This is a genomic window from Gordonia sp. 135, assembly GCF_009720185.1.
Classification (GTDB): Bacteria; Actinomycetota; Actinomycetes; order Mycobacteriales; family Mycobacteriaceae; genus Gordonia; species Gordonia alkanivorans.
In genome coordinates, this window is record NZ_CP046257.1 from 2,639,750 (window position 1) to 2,655,991 (window position 16,242).

The window sequence follows — 16,242 nt, forward strand, 5'->3', positions numbered from 1 at the left end:
TCAGGGCACCCAGGTCCCCGACGTGGACTCGATCCGCTCGCGTGTGCGGGCAGCCGTTCCACGGGCCCACGCCCCCGTCGAGACGAAGGCGAGAACGAGGACCGTAGCGCCACACAGCGCCATGATCAGCCACACCGGGCGGGCGGCGGCGGCGAGCCCGTCGGCGACCGACCCCTCGATTCCGGCGAACGCCACCGCGCCGAACACCGCGACACCGAGCGCGGTGCCGACCTGGCGGCCGGTCGAGGCCATCGCCGACGCCAGACCCGCCTGCGTTCGGGGCATCCCCGAGACCGCCCCGTTGGTGATCGGTGCGTTGAGGAACCCGAAGCCGAGCCCGAAGACCAGATATGCGCCGCCGACGTAGACGAGGGAGGTGTCGTTGCCGAGGCCGGTGAGCATCAGGGCGCCCGCCACCATCCCGACTCCTCCGATCACCATCGGTGTCCGGGCTCCCCGATCGCCCACGAGCCGACCGGCGATGGGCGCGCAGACCACCGACGCCGCCGCCATCGGCAAGGTCATGAGTCCCGCGTGCAGCGGCGACATCTCACGAACCTCCTGCAGGTACAAGGTGTTGAGGAACAGGAAGCCCCCGGTGGCGGCGAAGGCGATGACCGCGCATGCGACCGAGCTCGAGAACGGCGCGCTCCGGAAGAATCGCGGGTCGAGAAGCGGCTCCTCGCGGCGACTCTCGTACGCGATCATCGCGACGAACGCGCCGGCCGACACGGCGAAACACGTGAGCACTCCCGGTGACGTCCACCCCTGGGGGCGTCCCTCGATGATGGCGAAGGTGAGGGTGGCGAGGAGGGTCAGGATCAACACCTGTCCGACCGGGTCCGCGCGGCGAGCGTGCTCGGCCCTCGACTCCGGGACGAATCGCATCGTCAGTCCGAGGGCGAGCAGGCAGACCGGAACGTTGAGCCAGAAGATCGCCTCCCACCCGATCCCGGAGACGAGGGCCCCACCGACGACCGGCCCGAATGCCAGGCTCATGCCGAACGCGGTGCCCCACAGTCCGATCGCCTGCGCACGCTCGCGAGGATCGACGAAGACGTTGGTGACGATCGACAGCGCGACCGGGTTGAGCATCGCGCCGCCGACGGCCTGCAACATGCGTGCCCCGATGAGGACCTCCGGTGTCGGTGCCAGCGAACACAACACCGAGGCGACGCCGAAGGTCACCAGGCCGACCTGGAAGATCCGCTTGCGGCCCAGGCGATCTCCGAGCGATCCGCCGAAGATCAGCAGGCTCGCGATCACCAGCGCATACGCGTCGAGGACCCACTGCAGCTGCGCCGGCGTCGCGCCGAGGTCCGAACTGATCGACGGCAACGCGACATTCACCGCCGACACGTCGAGGCCGACGATGAACAGGCTCAGGCAACAGGTGGCGAGGATGACGAGCCGGTCCCGCCGCGTCAGGGTGCCGTCGGCCGATCGAGCGCGCAACGCAGCGCGTGCGGCGTTCACGACTCGGCCGCCGCGCGGAGGAGATCGAGCAATTCCGCGAGCTGCTGGAGCTGCGCCTCGTCGAGCGCGGCGAACATCTCGGGCGCAGTCGCGGGGTTCGCGGTCACCTCGTCCATCACCCGGCGGCCGGCGTCGGTGATCGTGACGCGCTTACACCGGCCGTCGTCGGCGTCGGCCTCCCGGGTCACGAGCCCGCGGGCGACGAGATCATTGACGATGCCGCTCATGGCCGATGCATCCACACCCATTCGCTCCGCGAGGTCTCGCTGCGTCATCGGCCGCACGGCGACACGGCGGAGCGCGCGGAACCGGCTGAACGGGATGTCGATGACCTCGCTGATGCGGGCACGCGACTGCTTCTCTTGATCCCGCACGAGGCTGTTCATCGCGAACCACACCTCGGTGGTGGTCTGCGAGCGCACGTGGGCGTCCGTTGTCGACATAAAACGATTGTAGTTTTACAACTATCTCTGCGGCAATCATCGAACGTCGGAGCTCCGCCGTACGCTGGGATGCAGCAACGTCGAGCGAAAGCTGAGTCGCATGTCGAAGATCCTCGTCATCGGACACCGCAATCCCGACACCGACGCGATCGGGTCCGCGATCGGCCTGGCACGGCTCGAACAGGCACTCGGAGTTGACGCGGAAGCCGTCGCCCTCGGCTCACCCGGCCCGGAGACGGCCTTTGCGCTCGACCACTTCGGCCTCGCGGCGCCGCGCGTCATCGAGCACGCGAGCCCCCACGACGTGATGCTCGTCGACCACAACGAACGCCAGCAGAGCGTCGCCGACATCGCCGACGTCACCGTCCGCAAGGTGATCGACCATCACCGCATCGCCAACTTCGAGACCGCCGCGCCGCTGTACATGCGAGTCGAGCCGGTCGGATGTACGTGTTCGATCCTCACCCGCATGTACGCGGAGAGCGAGGTCGAGATCCCCGCCGACACCGCCGGGATCATGTTGTCGGCGATCATCTCCGACACCCTCCTGCTGAACTCCCCCACGACCACCGACTCCGATCGCATCGCCGCCGAGGAGCTCGCGACGATCGCCGGCGTCGACCTCGTGGACTACGGGAACCGATTACTCCGCGCCGGAACGGACCTCGGTGACCAACCGGCGTCGTCGATCATCGGACTCGACGCCAAGACCTTCTCGATGGGATCGGCCAGCGTGCGCGTGGCCCAGCTGACCACCGTCGACTCCGACGCCGTCCTCGCCCGCCGCGACGAGTTCTTCGAGGCCATGGCCGCCGAGAGGGAGACCGCGGGCCACAATCTGTTCCTGCTGCTGATCACCGATGTGATCGCCTGCGACTCAGACCTTCTCGTGGTCGGTGAACCCGTCGACGCCGTCGAGCGTGCGCTCGGGATCACGGTTGCCGACGGGCACGCCTTCGGCAAGGGCATCGTCTCGCGGAAGAAGCAGATCGTGCCGCAGTTGACCGAGGAGCTGACGAGCTGAGTTCGCCCGATTGACAGGTCGGACGGTAGCCGCGTTACCACACCGCACCGACAGTCTTGGCGACCGGAAGAACCGACGATATTCGTTGCACGACAACACAATCGCGGGTATTGTCGAACATACATTTCGCACCAGGTGTCGGGGGTGGCCGCCATGAGGGATACCTCGCAGGTGGACGTCGCCGACGAGCCCATCTCGCGTGCCGAGGAACTGGTGGGTGAACTCCACCGGATCACGACCGAACTGCAGGCCGTCGATCTCACGCAGTGCTCAGATGCCGCACTCGTCGATGTCGCGGCCGAGACCGAACGAGCCATCGCTCGACTGGGTTTCGCCGGTGACCGACAGATCGTCGAAGCCACCGAACGCGACCTGCCCCGCAAAACCGGCCACCGCAGCGTCATCCAGTTCATGACCCACCGCCTACGCGTCGCCCACCCCATGCGGCGCCGCGACCAGATGTCAGCGACCGCAACCTTTCCCAGCCTCACCGGCGAACCACTCCCACCCCAGCACCCCACCCTGGCCGAAGCCTTCGCCGACGGACGTGTCGGATCTGCCCACGTGCACGCCGTGCTCGACGTCCTCGACCAGATCCCCCACGCCGTCGACCACGACGTGAAAGTCGCCGCCGAACGACAGATGGCCGAGATCGCCGTCGACCACACCCCCGCCGACATCGCCGCCCTCGGGGCGCGCTTGCTGGCACTCGTGGACCCCGACGGCACACTCGCCGACGACACCGACCGCAAACGCCGCCGCCAGCTGTACGTGAACCGCCAGCGCGCCGACGGCACCGCGAAAATGACCGCCAACCTCACACCCGAACTGCTTGCGCGCGTCACCATGTTGCTTGCCGTGTGGGCCAAACCCGGCATGAACAATCCGGATGACCCCGAATCACCCTGTGGCTCAGTCGAGGATGCCGATCCGGAAGCAGTCGAGGCGGCTGCCGAACGCGATACCCGCACCCCCGCCCAACTCAATCACGACGCCTTCAACGCCCTCCTCAAAGCTGTCCTCGACGACGGCCTGCTGGGCAAGAGCCACCGCGGACTACCCACGCAATTGATCATCAAGGCCGACCTCGACGACCTGGTCCGCGAAGCCGGTTTCGCCACCACCGCCACCGGCACCCTCATCCCCATCACCGACCTCATCAAACTCGCCGCTGACACCCAACCCTGGCTGGCGGTATTCAAAGACGCCACCGCCGTCCCGCTCTACTTCGGCCGCGGCAAAAGGTTGGCCACCCGCGAACAACGCCTGGTGTCCTTCGCCAGACCCGACGGCGAAAGCTGCTCCACCCCCGACTGCGGCATAGCCGCCGCACACGTGGAAATACACCACGCCCAACTGGATTGGGGCCTTGGCGGACTCACCGACATCACCGACCTCGCCCCCGCCTGTCCCAAACACAACCGCCTGGTCGGCGACCAGCCCGGCCAGTACACCACCCGCATGGTTCGGGACGGACCCGACGAAGGCCGCTGCGCCTGGCGGCTCAACGCCGAACCCGGCGCACCACCCAACCCCGAACGCATCAACCGGCGACCCGACATACCCCGCCGATTCGCTGAACAACTGAAACAGGTGCGCACCGATATCCACTGACCCAAACCCGAGTCCGGCGATCAACCGCGCTTCGAGATGCGCCAGATCATCGACCTCCGCAACGCCTCCGACGCCGAAGCCACACTTGCCTCGATACTCCTCGCCGCGGCGTACCCGCGCGGGTGACGCCGAATGGTCTGTGAGCCTTCGTGGCTCGTCGCTTGCGCTCCTCGCACCTCAGGCAGCGAGGGCTATGTCGCGTTCTTTCGGATCAGGGAGCAGAGGTGATGCCCTGACCATGACGGCCCGCGCCGTCGGCGAATCGCGCGGCTCCTGCGACGGTGTCGGAGGCAAGTGACACCATCCCATGGCGCAGCTCGTTGACCATGGCGGCGTCGGTGTCCATGCCCGGCTGCTCGAGGACAGACAGACGATCCTGGCGAAGGCACGTCTGCGGGAACTGTGCGATCTGGGTCGCGAGCTCGACGGCGGCGTCGAGGGATGTCCCGCACGGTACGACCCGATTCGCGAGTCCGATCTGCAGCGCCTCGTCCGCGGCCACCGCGCGCCCGGTGAGGATCAGGTCGATCGCGCGGCTCTCCCCGATCAACCGAGGAAGCCGCACCGTCCCACCGTCGATCAGCGGAACGCCCCAGCGCCGGCAGAAGACGCCGAAGACAGCATCCTCCTCGACGACGCGCATGTCGGCCCACAGCGCGAGTTCGAGGCCACCGGCGACCGCGTGACCGGAGATCGCCGCGATCACCGGTTTGGACAACCGCATCCGGGTCGGGCCCATCGGGCCGTCACCGTCGAACTCCACCCGGTTGGGGGTTCCGTCGGCGATGGCCTTGAGATCGGCTCCGGCGCAGAACGTCCCGCCCTCGCCGTAGAGCACGGCCACCGAGGCGGTTTCGTCGGCGTCGAACCGACGAAACGCGTCGGCCAGGGCATCGGCGGTCGCCCGATCCACGGCGTTGCGGCGGTCGGGACGGTCGATCCCGATGATCCGGACCGGTCCCTGCGGCCGTTCGATCACTCCCGACCCGCCCATCGCCCCTCCGATCGTGGTGAAGACTCAGGTGTTGAAGTACTTGGCTTCCGGATGGTGCAGCACGAACGCATCCGTGGACTGCTCCGGATGAAGCTGCAGTTCCTCCGACAACTGGACACCGATCCGCTCCGGCTCGAGGAGCTCGATCATCTTCGCGCGGTCCTCGAGATCCGGGCAGGCGCCGTAACCGAACGAGAAACGCGCACCACGATATTCGAGGTCGAAGAAGCCCTGTGCGTGCTCGGGATCCTCGCTGTCCATCGACCGGTCACCGAACTTCAGCTCGCTGCGCACGCGCTGATGCCAGTACTCGGCGAGCGCCTCGGTCAACTGCACACCGATGCCGTGCACCTCGAGGTAGTCGCGGTACGCGTCCTCGGCGAACAGCTTGTTCGCGAAGTCGGCGATCGGCTGCCCCATCGTGACGAGCTGGAACGGCATGACATCGACCCGGCCGGCGGCCTTCGCGGCCTCGCGTGACTGGATGAAGTCGGCGATGCACAGGAACCTCGACCGCTGCTGGCGCGGGAACGAGAAGCTGAACCGCACCGGCGCATCGGGATCCGGCTCGGTCAGCACGTGAACGGTGTCACCCTCGCTGACCGCCGGGTAGTAGCCGTAGACGACCGCGGCGTGCTGCAGGATGTTCTCGGTCGCGAGCCGATCGATCCAGTAGCGCAGACGCGGCCGGCCCTCGGACTCGACGAGCTCCTCGTACGAGGGGCCGTCACCGCCGCGGGCGCCACGCAGACCCCACTGGCCGAGGAACAGCGCACGCTCGTCGAGCAGCTGCAGATAGTCGGCGATCGGCACGCCCTTGACGATGCGCGAACCCCAGAAGGGCGGGGTCGGGATCTCGTTGTCGGCGGCCACGTCCGAACGCGACGGCACCTCGACGGGTTCCTCGGCGGCCTTGCGCTTCGCGGCGATGCGCTTGGACCGCTCATGGCGTGCCTTGCGCTCGGCGGTCTTGGCCGCCTCGGCCTTGGCCTCGTCGCTGTCGGGGTCGGGGCCGCCACCGCGCTTGCGCGCCATGATGTCGTCCATCAGTCGCAGGCCCTCGAAAGCGTCACGCGCATAGTGCACGTCGCCCTCGTAGACGTCCGACAGATCGTTCTCGACATAGGAGCGCGTCAGCGCCGCACCACCGAGCAGGACCGGGTACTCGTCGGCGAGGCCCCGCGTGTTGATCTCTTCGAGGTTCTCCTTCATGACGACGGTCGACTTCACCAGCAGACCCGACATGCCGATGACGTCGACCCTCTTGTCGGCGGCGACGTCGAGGATGGTCGCGATCGGCTGCTTGATGCCGATGTTGACAACCTCATACCCGTTGTTGGACAGGATGATGTCGACGAGGTTCTTGCCGATGTCGTGCACGTCGCCCTTGACGGTCGCCAGCACGATACGGCCCTTGCCGTCCTCACCGGTCGCCTCCATGTGCGGTTCGAGGTGCGCCACAGCCGCTTTCATGACCTCGGCGGACTGCAGCACGAACGGCAGCTGCATCTGACCCGAGCCGAAGAGTTCGCCGACGGTCTTCATCCCCGACAGCAGGGTGTCGTTGATGATCGACAGCGGCGGGACCTGGGTCATCGCCTCGTCGAGATCGTCGGTCAGGCCGTTGCGCTCACCGTCGACGATGCGTCGTTCCAGCCGCTCGAACAGTGGCAGCTTGGCCAGTTCCTGGGCGCGCGACTCGCGAGCCGACGCCGCCGAGACACCCTCGAACAGCTCCATCAGCTTCTGCAGCGGGTCGTAACCCTCGCGCCGGCGGTCGTAGACCAGATCCAGCGCGACCTGACGGTGCTCCTCCGGGATGCGCGCCATCGGCAGGATCTTCGACGCGTGCACGATCGCGGTGTCGAGGCCGGCCTGCACGCACTCGTGCAGGAACACCGAGTTCAGCACCTGCCGAGCAGCCGGGTTCAGGCCGAACGAGATATTGGAGATGCCCAGCGTGAAGTGCACGTCGGGATGCGTCTCGTGCAGCCGGCGGATGGCCTCGATCGTCTCGATGCCGTCGCGCCGGACCTCCTCCTGACCCGTGGAGATCGGGAAGGTGAGGGCGTCGATGATGATGTCTTCCTCGGCGAGACCCCAGTTGCCGGTGATGTCGGCGATGAGGCGCTCGGCGACGCTGACCTTCCAGTCCGCGGTCCGCGCCTGCCCCTCCTCGTCGATGGTCAGGGCGACGACAGCCGCACCGTGTTCCACCACGAGTTGCATGATCTTGTTGAACCGCGAATCCGGACCGTCACCGTCCTCGTAGTTCACCGAGTTGACCGCGCAACGACCGCCGAGCGCCTCGAGACCCGCGCGGATCACCTCCGGCTCGGTCGAGTCGAGCATGATCGGCAGCGTCGACGACGTCGCGAAGCGGCTCGCGAGAGCGGTCATGTCCGCCGCGCCGTCACGACCGACGTAGTCGACGTTGAGGTCGAGCATGTGCGCGCCGTCGCGCGTCTGGTCCTTGGCGATGTCGAGGCACCTCTGGTAGTCCTCGGCGATCATGGCCTCACGAAATGCCTTGGAGCCGTTGGTGTTCGTGCGCTCACCGATGACCAGGAAGCTCGCGTCCTGATCGAAGGGAACCGCGGTGTAGAGCGACGACGTCTCCGACTCGTGCTCGGGCGTACGCGTCGCGGGGGTGACCTGCGCGACCGCCTCGGCGACCTGGCGGATGTGCTCCGGTGTGGTGCCGCAGCAGCCGCCGACGAAGGACAGTCCGAACTCGCCGACGAACTGGGCCATCGACTCGGCCAGTTCCTCCGGCGTCAGCGGGTACTCGGCACCGTTCGCCCCGAGGACGGGCAGGCCGGCGTTCGGCATGACCGACACCGGGATGCGCGCATGCTTCGACAGGTAGCGCAGGTGCTCGCTCATCTCCGCCGGACCGGTGGCGCAGTTCAAACCGATGAGGTCGACGCCCAGCGGCTCGATCGCCGCCAGCGCGGCACCGATCTCCGAACCCAGCAGCATCGTGCCGGTCGTCTCGACCGTGACGTGGCTGATGATCGGGATCCGGCGACCCACCCGATCCATGGCGCGCTGCGCCGCGATCACCGCGGCCTTCACCTGCAGCAGGTCCTGCGAGGTCTCGATGAGCACCGCGTCGGCGCCACCCTCGAGCATGCCGATGACGCATTCCTGGTAGGCGTCGCGGATCGTGGCGAACGTCGTGTGGCCGAGGCTCGGCAATTTGGTGCCGGGACCCATCGAGCCGAGGACGTAACGGCCGGTGCCGTCGGCGGACGGACCCATCTCGTCGGCGACGCCGCGTGCGATCGCCGTGCCCTTGTAGGCCAGCTCGCGGATGCGGTCGGCGATGTCGTAGTCGCCGAGGTTCGACAGGTTGCAGCCGAACGTGTTGGTCTCCACGGCGTCGGCCCCGGCCTCGAAGTAGGCGCGATGGATGCCTTCGAGGACGTCGGGCCGGGTGTCGTTGAGGATCTCGTTGCAGCCCTCGAGGTTGTGGAAATCGTCGAGGGTGAGGTCCGCGGCCTGGAGCATCGTGCCCATCGCCCCGTCTCCGATCAGCACGCGCCGCGACATCGACGACAGGAACGTCGTGTCGAAGTCGCTCGGTCGATGGCCGGAGTTTTCGAAGGACATGGTTGACAGCGTAGTTCGCCCTCTCTGCGTGTTCGGTCGTAGGCTGGTTCGGTGAACGCTGAGCAGATGTCGAACCTCCCCCAGCTGCGCAGACCCATTCTGCTCGCGGCCTTCGAGGGATGGAACGACGCCGGGGACGCCGCCAGCAGCGCCGTCGAGCACCTCGCCCTCGAGTGGGACGCTCGTCCGCTCGCCGACATCGACTCTGATGAATACTACGACTTCCAGGTCAACCGTCCCACGGTCAAGCAGGTGGACGGCGTGACCAGGCGTATCGAATGGCCGACGACGTCGATCTCGTACTGCAGTCCGCGCGGCGCCGACCGCGACATCGTGCTGGTCCGCGGCATCGAACCGAACATGCGGTGGCGCGCGTTCTGCGCCGAGATCGTCGATCTGGCCCAGGAGCTCGAGGTCGAGACCACCGTCATGCTGGGCGCACTGCTCGCCGACACCCCGCACACCCGCCCGGTGCCGGTCACCGGGACGGCCTACAGCGGTGAGTCGGCGGCCCGGTACAACCTCGCGGAGAGCCGCTACGAGGGCCCTACGGGCATCACCGGCGTGCTGCAGGACCTCTTCGTGCAGGCAGGCCTGCCCGCCGTGTCCTTCTGGGCCGCGGTGCCGCACTACGTGTCGACCCCGCCCAACCCGAAGGCCACCGTCGCGCTGCTGACACGCGTCGAGGAGGTCCTCGACATCGAGGTCCCGCTCAGCACCCTGCCCGAGCAGGCCGAGGAGTGGGAACGCGCGGTCACCGAGATGACCGAGGACGACGAGGAGATCGCCGACTACGTCCGCGGGCTCGAGGAACGCGGCGACGCCGAGATGGATCCGGACGAGGTGATGGCGAAGATCGACGGCGACGCCCTGGCCGCCGAGTTCGAGCGATATCTGAAGCGTCGCGGCCAGGGGCCGTTCAGCGCGTGACGGCTCCCCGAAAGGCAGCGGCGAGCCGCGCCGCTGCCGTGGGTGCGGTGTGCATGTCCGTCGTGTCGGCCTGCGCCGCCACGTTTGTGACCCGCAACCTCACCTATGATCGCCGGGAGTCGTCCCTCCTCGCCTCGAGCGGGGTGACCTCACGGTCGGTCACCATGCCCGACGGCGCGGTGATCGGCTACGGCGAGGGCCCACCGGGCGGCGCGCCGCTCCTCCTCATCCCCGGACAGCAGGTCTCCTGGACCGACTACGCGTCCGTGCTCGGCGCGCTGTCGGACAACTGGCACGTCTTCGCGGTGGACTGCTTCGGGCACGGTGGGTCCACCAAGGATCCGGCGCACTATCCGGCTCTACGGCAGACCACGGCACTCACCTGGTTCATCGAGTCGGTCGTCGGAACGCCCGCGGTGGTGGCCGGGCACTCGTCGGGCGGGCTCCTCGCCGCACGCCTGGCAGCCGACTCCCCCGACCTGGTCCGCGCCGTCCTCATCGAGGACGCACCGTTCTTCGCCACCGAACCCGACCGCGCACCGGGCACCTTCGCATGGCTCGACGGCTTCCGGCCCATGCACGAGTTCCTGGCCACCCGCCACGACGCGTCGATGACCTGGACGCGCCACTGGGTGCGCCACAGTCACCTACGAACGCTGTTCGGCGACAAGGGCTGGACGCGTCTGGTCCGCGACCCGGTGGAGCGCCGGCTCGACCGCGATCCGCACCGAATCCCGCCTCTCTGGTGGCTGCCGCCGACGATGAACCGGGCCCTCGCCCTGACCGCCTGCCTGCAGGACGGCACCGGCGACTACGACCTCCGCTACGGCGAGATGTTCTACGACAACACGTGGTTCGACGGCTTCGACCAGACCGAGACCCTCACGAGGGTCCGCGCACCCGCGACGCTGCTGCACGCGACCGTGCACGAGCAGGACGGCGTTCTGCTCGGGGCGATGACACACGACGACGCACGTCGTGCCCATGTCCTGATGCCGGACTGCCTACTCGTCGACCGGATCCCGGCCGGGCACGACATCCATCGGCAGCGTCCGGCGCTGTTCGTCGACTCGATCAACGCCCTGAGCGGACGGATCAGGTGAGCGACGGCCCGGGTCAGCCGATCTTCTCGATGGAGACGACCGGCGTGGTGATCCGCCACGTCCGGACGTCGGGATCGTCAGCGGCCCGCACCCAGAACTGAGCCGATTCGCCGAGCCGGCAGGACTTCACCCCGAGCAGCGGGATGTCCTCCGAATCACGGCGCAGCCGACTGACGGTCCAGTCCTCGCTGTCCGTGCCGCCGACACCGGGAGCACGCAACAGCGTCATCTCCCCGAAGTCGAGGAGGTAGGTGGATGTCCGGGTGACCACGGTGAACACCCCGGAGTCGGTGTCTGGTCTGATCTCTTGCACGCGCGCCACGAGAGCACTGTACCCAGAGCGGCCACTCACTGTTCGCCCCGTACAACCCGCCCGACGTTTGCCGGCATCCGGAGAACGCCGGCGACCGGATCAGTCCTGACGGGTCGCCGGGATGCCGAGCAGCGCGTCGACCGCGGCCGCGAGTGTCGCGGGCGCCGCCGCCGACGAGCCGATGCCGCTGCGCACATCGGCGCACCAGGCGTCCACTGCGGCAAGCGCTTTCGGGGTGTCGAGATCGTCGGCGAGATGCTGGCGGACACGCGCGATCACATCTGCCGCGTCGGGTCCGGTGGGTGCGGCGAACGCGGTACGCCACCGGTCGAGACGTTCGACGGCGGTGTCGAGCACCGACTGGGTCCACATGCGGTCGCCGCGGTAGTGGTCGGCGAGCAGCGCCAGACGGATCGCGGCCGGGTCGACGCCCTCGCGTCGCAGAACCGACACGAACACCAGGTTGCCGCGGCTCTTCGACATCTTCTCGCCGTCGAGGCCGACCATGCCGGTGTGCACGTAGTGGCGGGCGAAGCGTCGCGAATCGGTGAGCGCCTCACCGTGGGCGGCCGAGAACTCGTGGTGCGGGAAGATCAGATCGTTGCCGCCGCCCTGGATGTCGAACTCGATACCGAGCCGGTTCAGTGCGATCGCCGAGCATTCGATGTGCCAGCCCGGACGTCCCGGACCGAACGGCGAGTCCCACGAAGGCTCGCCCTCCCGCTTCGCACGCCACAGAAGGGCGTCGAGCGGGTCACGCTTGCCGGCACGGTCGGGGTCGCCGCCGCGCTCGGCGAAGAACCGCGCCATGGTCTCCCGGTCGTAGCCGGACTCGTAGCCGAACTGCTCGGTGGCGTCGGTCCGGAAGTAGACGTCGGGGTACTCCGCATCGTCGACGGTGTAGGCGGCACCCGAGGCGAGCAGCTTCTCGACGACCTCGATGACCTCGCCGATCGACTCGACGGCACCGATGTAGTCGCGCGGCGGCAGCACGCGTAGGGCGGTCATGTCATCGCGGAAGAGCTGGGTCTCCCGCGCGCCGAGGTCGCGCCAGTCGACTCCGTCGCGGTCGGCGCGCTCGAACAGCGGGTCGTCGACGTCGGTGACGTTCTGCACGTAGTGCACGTCGTGTCCCTGGTCCCGCAGGACGCGGTTCACCTGATCGAAGGTCAGATACGTGGCGGCATGGCCGAGGTGGGTGGCGTCGTACGGGGTGATCCCGCAGACATACATGGTGGCGGTCCGTCCGGGGGTCACCGGACGCACCGCACGGTCGGCGGTGTCATAGAGACGAAGGGCAGGCCCCTCGCCGGGTACCTCCGGAAGTTCCACATCGGGCCACGACTGCATGCCGTCCACTGTATTGCCCACGGACCGCGAGGTGTTCACGGCCCGGTCCCAGCCTGCGTGGGCCGGCGACGCGGATCACAGTATGACGTCAGAACGGTGGCCACGGGATCGGCCGGTGCCCCGGCGGGAGTGGCATGGTCTCGCTCTCGGCGATGACGACCGCCCGGACCGTGAGTGCGTCGACCTCGTCGGCGGTGATGTGACGCTGCAGCTCGTCGCGCAGCGTGCACCCGTCGGTCTCCAGCTTCTCCGCCAGTTCGGCAACGTCGGCGACCAGGTGTCCGGGCACCTTCTCCCCCGCCCAACCCCACAGGACGGTCCGGAGCTTGTCTTCGGAGTGCAGGCAGATGCCGTGGTCGATGCCGTAGACACCGCCGTCGAGACCCTCGAGGACGTGGCCGCCCTTCCGGTCGGCGTTGTTCAGGACGACGTCGAGCACCGCCAGGCGCTGGAGTCTCGGGTCGTCGGCGTGGACGAGCACGACGGGTTCGCCGTACGGGTCGTAGGCCTGCAGGACGGCGAAGAAGCCGGTCGGCACCGTGTCGACCGGGCACAGGTCCACCAGGTCGATCCGCGGCTGGTTCTCGACGGGCGGGTGTTCGGTGTTGTCCGGCGTCTCGACCCAGCGCTGGACCATCCCCGGACCGACCGGCCCGTCCCGGTGGATGGTCGTCGGGATGGCACCCCAGCCGAGGGCCTCCGAGATCAGGTACGACGCGACCTCGCGGCCGGCCAACGTGCCGTCCGGGAAGTCCCAGAGCGGGACCTCGCCGCGGATCGGCTTGTACACGCAGCGGACCGACTGTTCGTCGAGCACGGCGTCGCACACCAGGGTGGCGTTGCTCGCCGACGGAATCCGGCCGAGGATGGTCAGCTCACCGTCGCGGAGGATGTCGAGCGATGACACCTCGGTCGGCACCGGGTCCGAGGGCTCGGGTTGCGGACTCGCGGCCTCCGTCGTCAACGACCGTGCCCCTGTCTCACGCCTGCGAGGGTCCGGACGTGCCCGGATCCTCGTCGTCAGGATCCTCCGGGTCGTCGTCGTCCTCGTCGACGAGGAAGCTCGGATCGGTTTGCGCCGCAAGGCTGTTGAACACCTCGGGGTCGATGAAGTCGATCGACTTGCTCAGCTGCGCATCACGCTTGTAGCCGTTGGTGCGAACGCACAGGTGGCCTTCGGGGTCGAGCGGTTCGCTGCACAGCGGGCACGGCTGGCGGCCGGCCGAGATCACCTTCGACGACCGGGCGGCGAATTCCCGTGCGGCCGTGGTGGTCAGGAACACACGCACCGCGTCGGGTCCCTCGTCGGTGTCGTCGAGTACGACGCTCTCGTCGAACTCCCCCTCGGTGATGGCGAGGAGTTCCACGACGACGGCCTCGGACTCGGCGTCCCAGCCCAATCCCATGGTGCCGACCCGGAACTCGGCGTCGACGGGCATGACGAGCGGGCTCAGGTCGCCGACCCGATCGGTCGCCGGCGGGATCGGCGTCCCGAACCGGCGATGGATCTCGTCGAGCAGCGCACCGATCCGGTCCGCGAGGATCTGGACCTGCTGCTTCTCGAGCATCACGCTGATGATGCGGGTCTCGTGGACGGCCTGGAGGTAGAACGTGCGGTCACCGGGTTGCCCGATCGTGCCGGCGACGAACCGGTCCGGGCTGCGGAACACGTGGATCGCTCGGGACATCACACCTCCTTGATTGTTGAGTTCATTATCCCGATGTCGCCGGGATCGTCGCAGTGGCACCGGTGTCCCCGCCCACGACGGCGTCGTCGGAGGACTGCTGGTCGTCGCCGGTGGGCGGACGCGGGGTCGGTATCGAGAGCTTCTGGGTGTTGTTGACGGTGTGCACGTACGGACGCGACGAGGCGTAGCGGATCACGCTGATCGACGCCGGTTCGACGACGATGCGCTGGAAGGCGTCGAGATGGCTGCCCATGGCGTCGGCGACGATCGACTTGATGACGTCGCCGTGCGAACACGCGACCCACACCCCGGAACCGTCCGGCCCGCCGTAGACGCGGTCGAGTTCGCGAATGGCGCGCACCGCCCGCGCCTGGACGTCGGCGAGACCCTCGCCGTCGGGGAAGACCGCGGCCGACGGCTGCTGCTGCACGACCTTCCAGAGCGGCTCGGAGAGCAGCTCGGAGATCGAACGTCCGGTCCAGCCGCCGTAGTCGACCTCGGCGAGGTCGTCGACGACGACCTCCGGCGGGCGGTCGCCGTTGGTGCCGAGTGCGGCGAGTAGCGGTGCGACGGTCTCCGCACAGCGGTCGAGCGGCGAACGCACGATCGCCCTGATCTCGGCGAGGTGGTCGCCGAGGCGGCTCACGAGGTCGTCGGCCTGTTCACGGCCCCGGTCGTCGAGGTGGACTCCGGGGCTACGACCGGCGAGCACACCCGAGGTGTTCGCCGTCGAACGGCCGTGCCGGAGAAGGATCACGGTCATGCCACAACCATAGGCATGTGCGCAGGCGACCCGCACACGACGAGGACCGCCGCGAACGTCAGGTCGCGGAGATGGCGCCGGTGGACAGCAGGATGATCAGGAAGACACCGAGGACCACGCGGTAAGCGCCGAACCAGTTCATCGAGTGATTGCTGACGAACTTCAGCAACCAGGCGATGGCGGCATATCCGACGATGAACGCGACGATCGTCGCGACCAGCAACTGGGGCCCGGTGGCCTCCATGCCCTCGCCGCTCGGATTGAACGCGTCCGGGAGGCTGAACAGGCCGGAGGCCGTCACCGCGGGGATGGCCAGCAGGAACGAGAACCGGAACGCGGCCTCGCGTTCGAGGCCGAGGAACAGACCCGCGCTGGCGGTCGCACCCGATCGGGAGACCCCGGGGATCAAGGCCATGCACTGTGCGCCGCCCATCACCAGACCGTCGCGCAGCGTCAGCTTCTCGAGCGGGCGCTGCTTCTTGCCGTAGCGTTCGGCCAGCCAGAAGACACCGGCGAAGACGATCAGCATGATCGCCACCAGCCACAGGTTGCGGCCGGTGGTGCGTATCTGGTCCTTGAGGACGAAGCCGATGATGCCGATCGGGATGGTCGCGAGGATCACATACCAGCCGATGCGGTAGTCGAGGCTGCGCTCCTCCGCGTGGAACAGGCCACGGAACCAGGCCGCGATGATGCGGACTATGTCCTTGGCGAAGAACAACAGTACGGCCGCCTCGGTGCCGAGCTGGGTGACCGCGGTGAACGACGCCCCGGCGTCCTCGCCGAACATCAGTTCCGAGGCGATACGGAGATGCCCGGACGACGAGATCGGCAGGAACTCGGTGAGACCCTGCAGCGCCCCGAGGACGATCGATTGGGTCCAGGTCATGGTGTCGGTCACGGCGCCCGATGCTACGCGGCGACCCGCC

At 68.0% G+C, this 16,242-nt stretch carries 13 protein-coding genes and 1 pseudogene; 4 read left to right on the forward strand and 10 right to left on the reverse strand.

What is annotated here, in order from left to right; all coding sequences use genetic code 11:
- Both GKZ92_RS11855 and GKZ92_RS11860 read right to left on the reverse strand, forming a co-directional pair.
- Complete coding sequence (locus GKZ92_RS11855) at positions 1-1,476, reverse strand: MFS transporter (protein WP_035751577.1); 1,476 nt, start codon at positions 1,474-1,476, stop codon at positions 1-3.
- A complete protein-coding gene (locus GKZ92_RS11860) occupies positions 1,473-1,919 on the reverse strand; it encodes a MarR family winged helix-turn-helix transcriptional regulator (protein ID WP_035751574.1) in 447 nt (148 codons plus the stop codon). Before GKZ92_RS11860 ends, GKZ92_RS11855 begins: the two co-directional genes overlap by 4 nt.
- Positions 1,920-2,019: 100 nt before the next feature.
- Between GKZ92_RS11860 and GKZ92_RS11865 the strand changes: the two genes are divergently transcribed.
- The gene (locus tag GKZ92_RS11865) at positions 2,020-2,943 is read left to right on the forward strand and encodes a manganese-dependent inorganic pyrophosphatase (protein WP_035751572.1); all 924 of its coding nucleotides are present in this window, start codon (positions 2,020-2,022) and stop codon (positions 2,941-2,943) included.
- A 153-nt stretch (positions 2,944-3,096) separates the two neighbouring features.
- Positions 3,097-4,683: pseudogene (locus GKZ92_RS11870) on the forward strand (DUF222 domain-containing protein).
- Between the two features lie 85 nt (positions 4,684-4,768).
- Here the strand turns inward: GKZ92_RS11870 and GKZ92_RS11875 are convergent.
- Positions 4,769-5,551 carry a crotonase/enoyl-CoA hydratase family protein gene (locus GKZ92_RS11875; protein WP_006360415.1) on the reverse strand — a complete coding sequence of 261 codons (783 nt, stop codon included), beginning with the start codon at positions 5,549-5,551 and terminating at the stop codon, positions 4,769-4,771.
- A 24-nt stretch (positions 5,552-5,575) separates the two neighbouring features.
- Entirely contained in the window at positions 5,576-9,166 is a 3,591-nt protein-coding gene (gene metH, locus GKZ92_RS11880; protein ID WP_006360416.1) for a methionine synthase, read from the reverse strand.
- Between the two features lie 51 nt (positions 9,167-9,217).
- Between metH and GKZ92_RS11885 the strand changes: the two genes are divergently transcribed.
- Positions 9,218-10,096 carry a PAC2 family protein gene (locus GKZ92_RS11885; protein ID WP_006360417.1) on the forward strand — a complete coding sequence of 293 codons (879 nt, stop codon included), beginning with the start codon at positions 9,218-9,220 and terminating at the stop codon, positions 10,094-10,096.
- Positions 10,093-11,199, forward strand: a complete 1,107-nt coding sequence (locus GKZ92_RS11890) for an alpha/beta hydrolase (protein ID WP_040004349.1) — start codon at positions 10,093-10,095, stop codon at positions 11,197-11,199. The genes GKZ92_RS11885 and GKZ92_RS11890 overlap by 4 nt, the downstream gene beginning before the upstream one ends.
- A gap of 13 nt (positions 11,200-11,212) precedes the next feature.
- On the opposite strand, the gene GKZ92_RS11895 is transcribed toward GKZ92_RS11890, so the two are convergent.
- The 6 genes from GKZ92_RS11895 to GKZ92_RS11920 form a co-directional block, all read right to left on the reverse strand.
- A complete protein-coding gene (locus GKZ92_RS11895; protein WP_006360419.1) occupies positions 11,213-11,521 on the reverse strand; it encodes a hypothetical protein in 309 nt (102 codons plus the stop codon).
- Positions 11,522-11,611: 90 nt separating this feature from the next.
- The gene (gene mshC / locus GKZ92_RS11900) at positions 11,612-12,862 is read right to left on the reverse strand and encodes a cysteine--1-D-myo-inosityl 2-amino-2-deoxy-alpha-D-glucopyranoside ligase (RefSeq protein WP_035751706.1); all 1,251 of its coding nucleotides are present in this window, start codon (positions 12,860-12,862) and stop codon (positions 11,612-11,614) included.
- Between the two features lie 88 nt (positions 12,863-12,950).
- Positions 12,951-13,826: an SCO1664 family protein gene (locus GKZ92_RS11905; RefSeq protein WP_006360421.1), complete on the reverse strand. Its 876-nt coding sequence runs from the start codon at positions 13,824-13,826 to the stop codon at positions 12,951-12,953.
- A 16-nt stretch (positions 13,827-13,842) separates the two neighbouring features.
- On the reverse strand, positions 13,843-14,550 hold the full coding sequence (locus tag GKZ92_RS11910) for a DUF3090 domain-containing protein (protein WP_006360422.1): 708 nt from the start codon (positions 14,548-14,550) through the stop codon (positions 13,843-13,845).
- A gap of 25 nt (positions 14,551-14,575) precedes the next feature.
- Positions 14,576-15,313, reverse strand: coding sequence for an MSMEG_4193 family putative phosphomutase (locus GKZ92_RS11915; protein ID WP_035751563.1), 738 nt, complete (start codon positions 15,311-15,313; stop codon positions 14,576-14,578).
- A 58-nt stretch (positions 15,314-15,371) separates the two neighbouring features.
- Positions 15,372-16,214: an undecaprenyl-diphosphate phosphatase gene (locus GKZ92_RS11920; RefSeq protein WP_006360424.1), complete on the reverse strand. Its 843-nt coding sequence runs from the start codon at positions 16,212-16,214 to the stop codon at positions 15,372-15,374.
- Positions 16,215-16,242 lie beyond the last annotated feature (28 nt).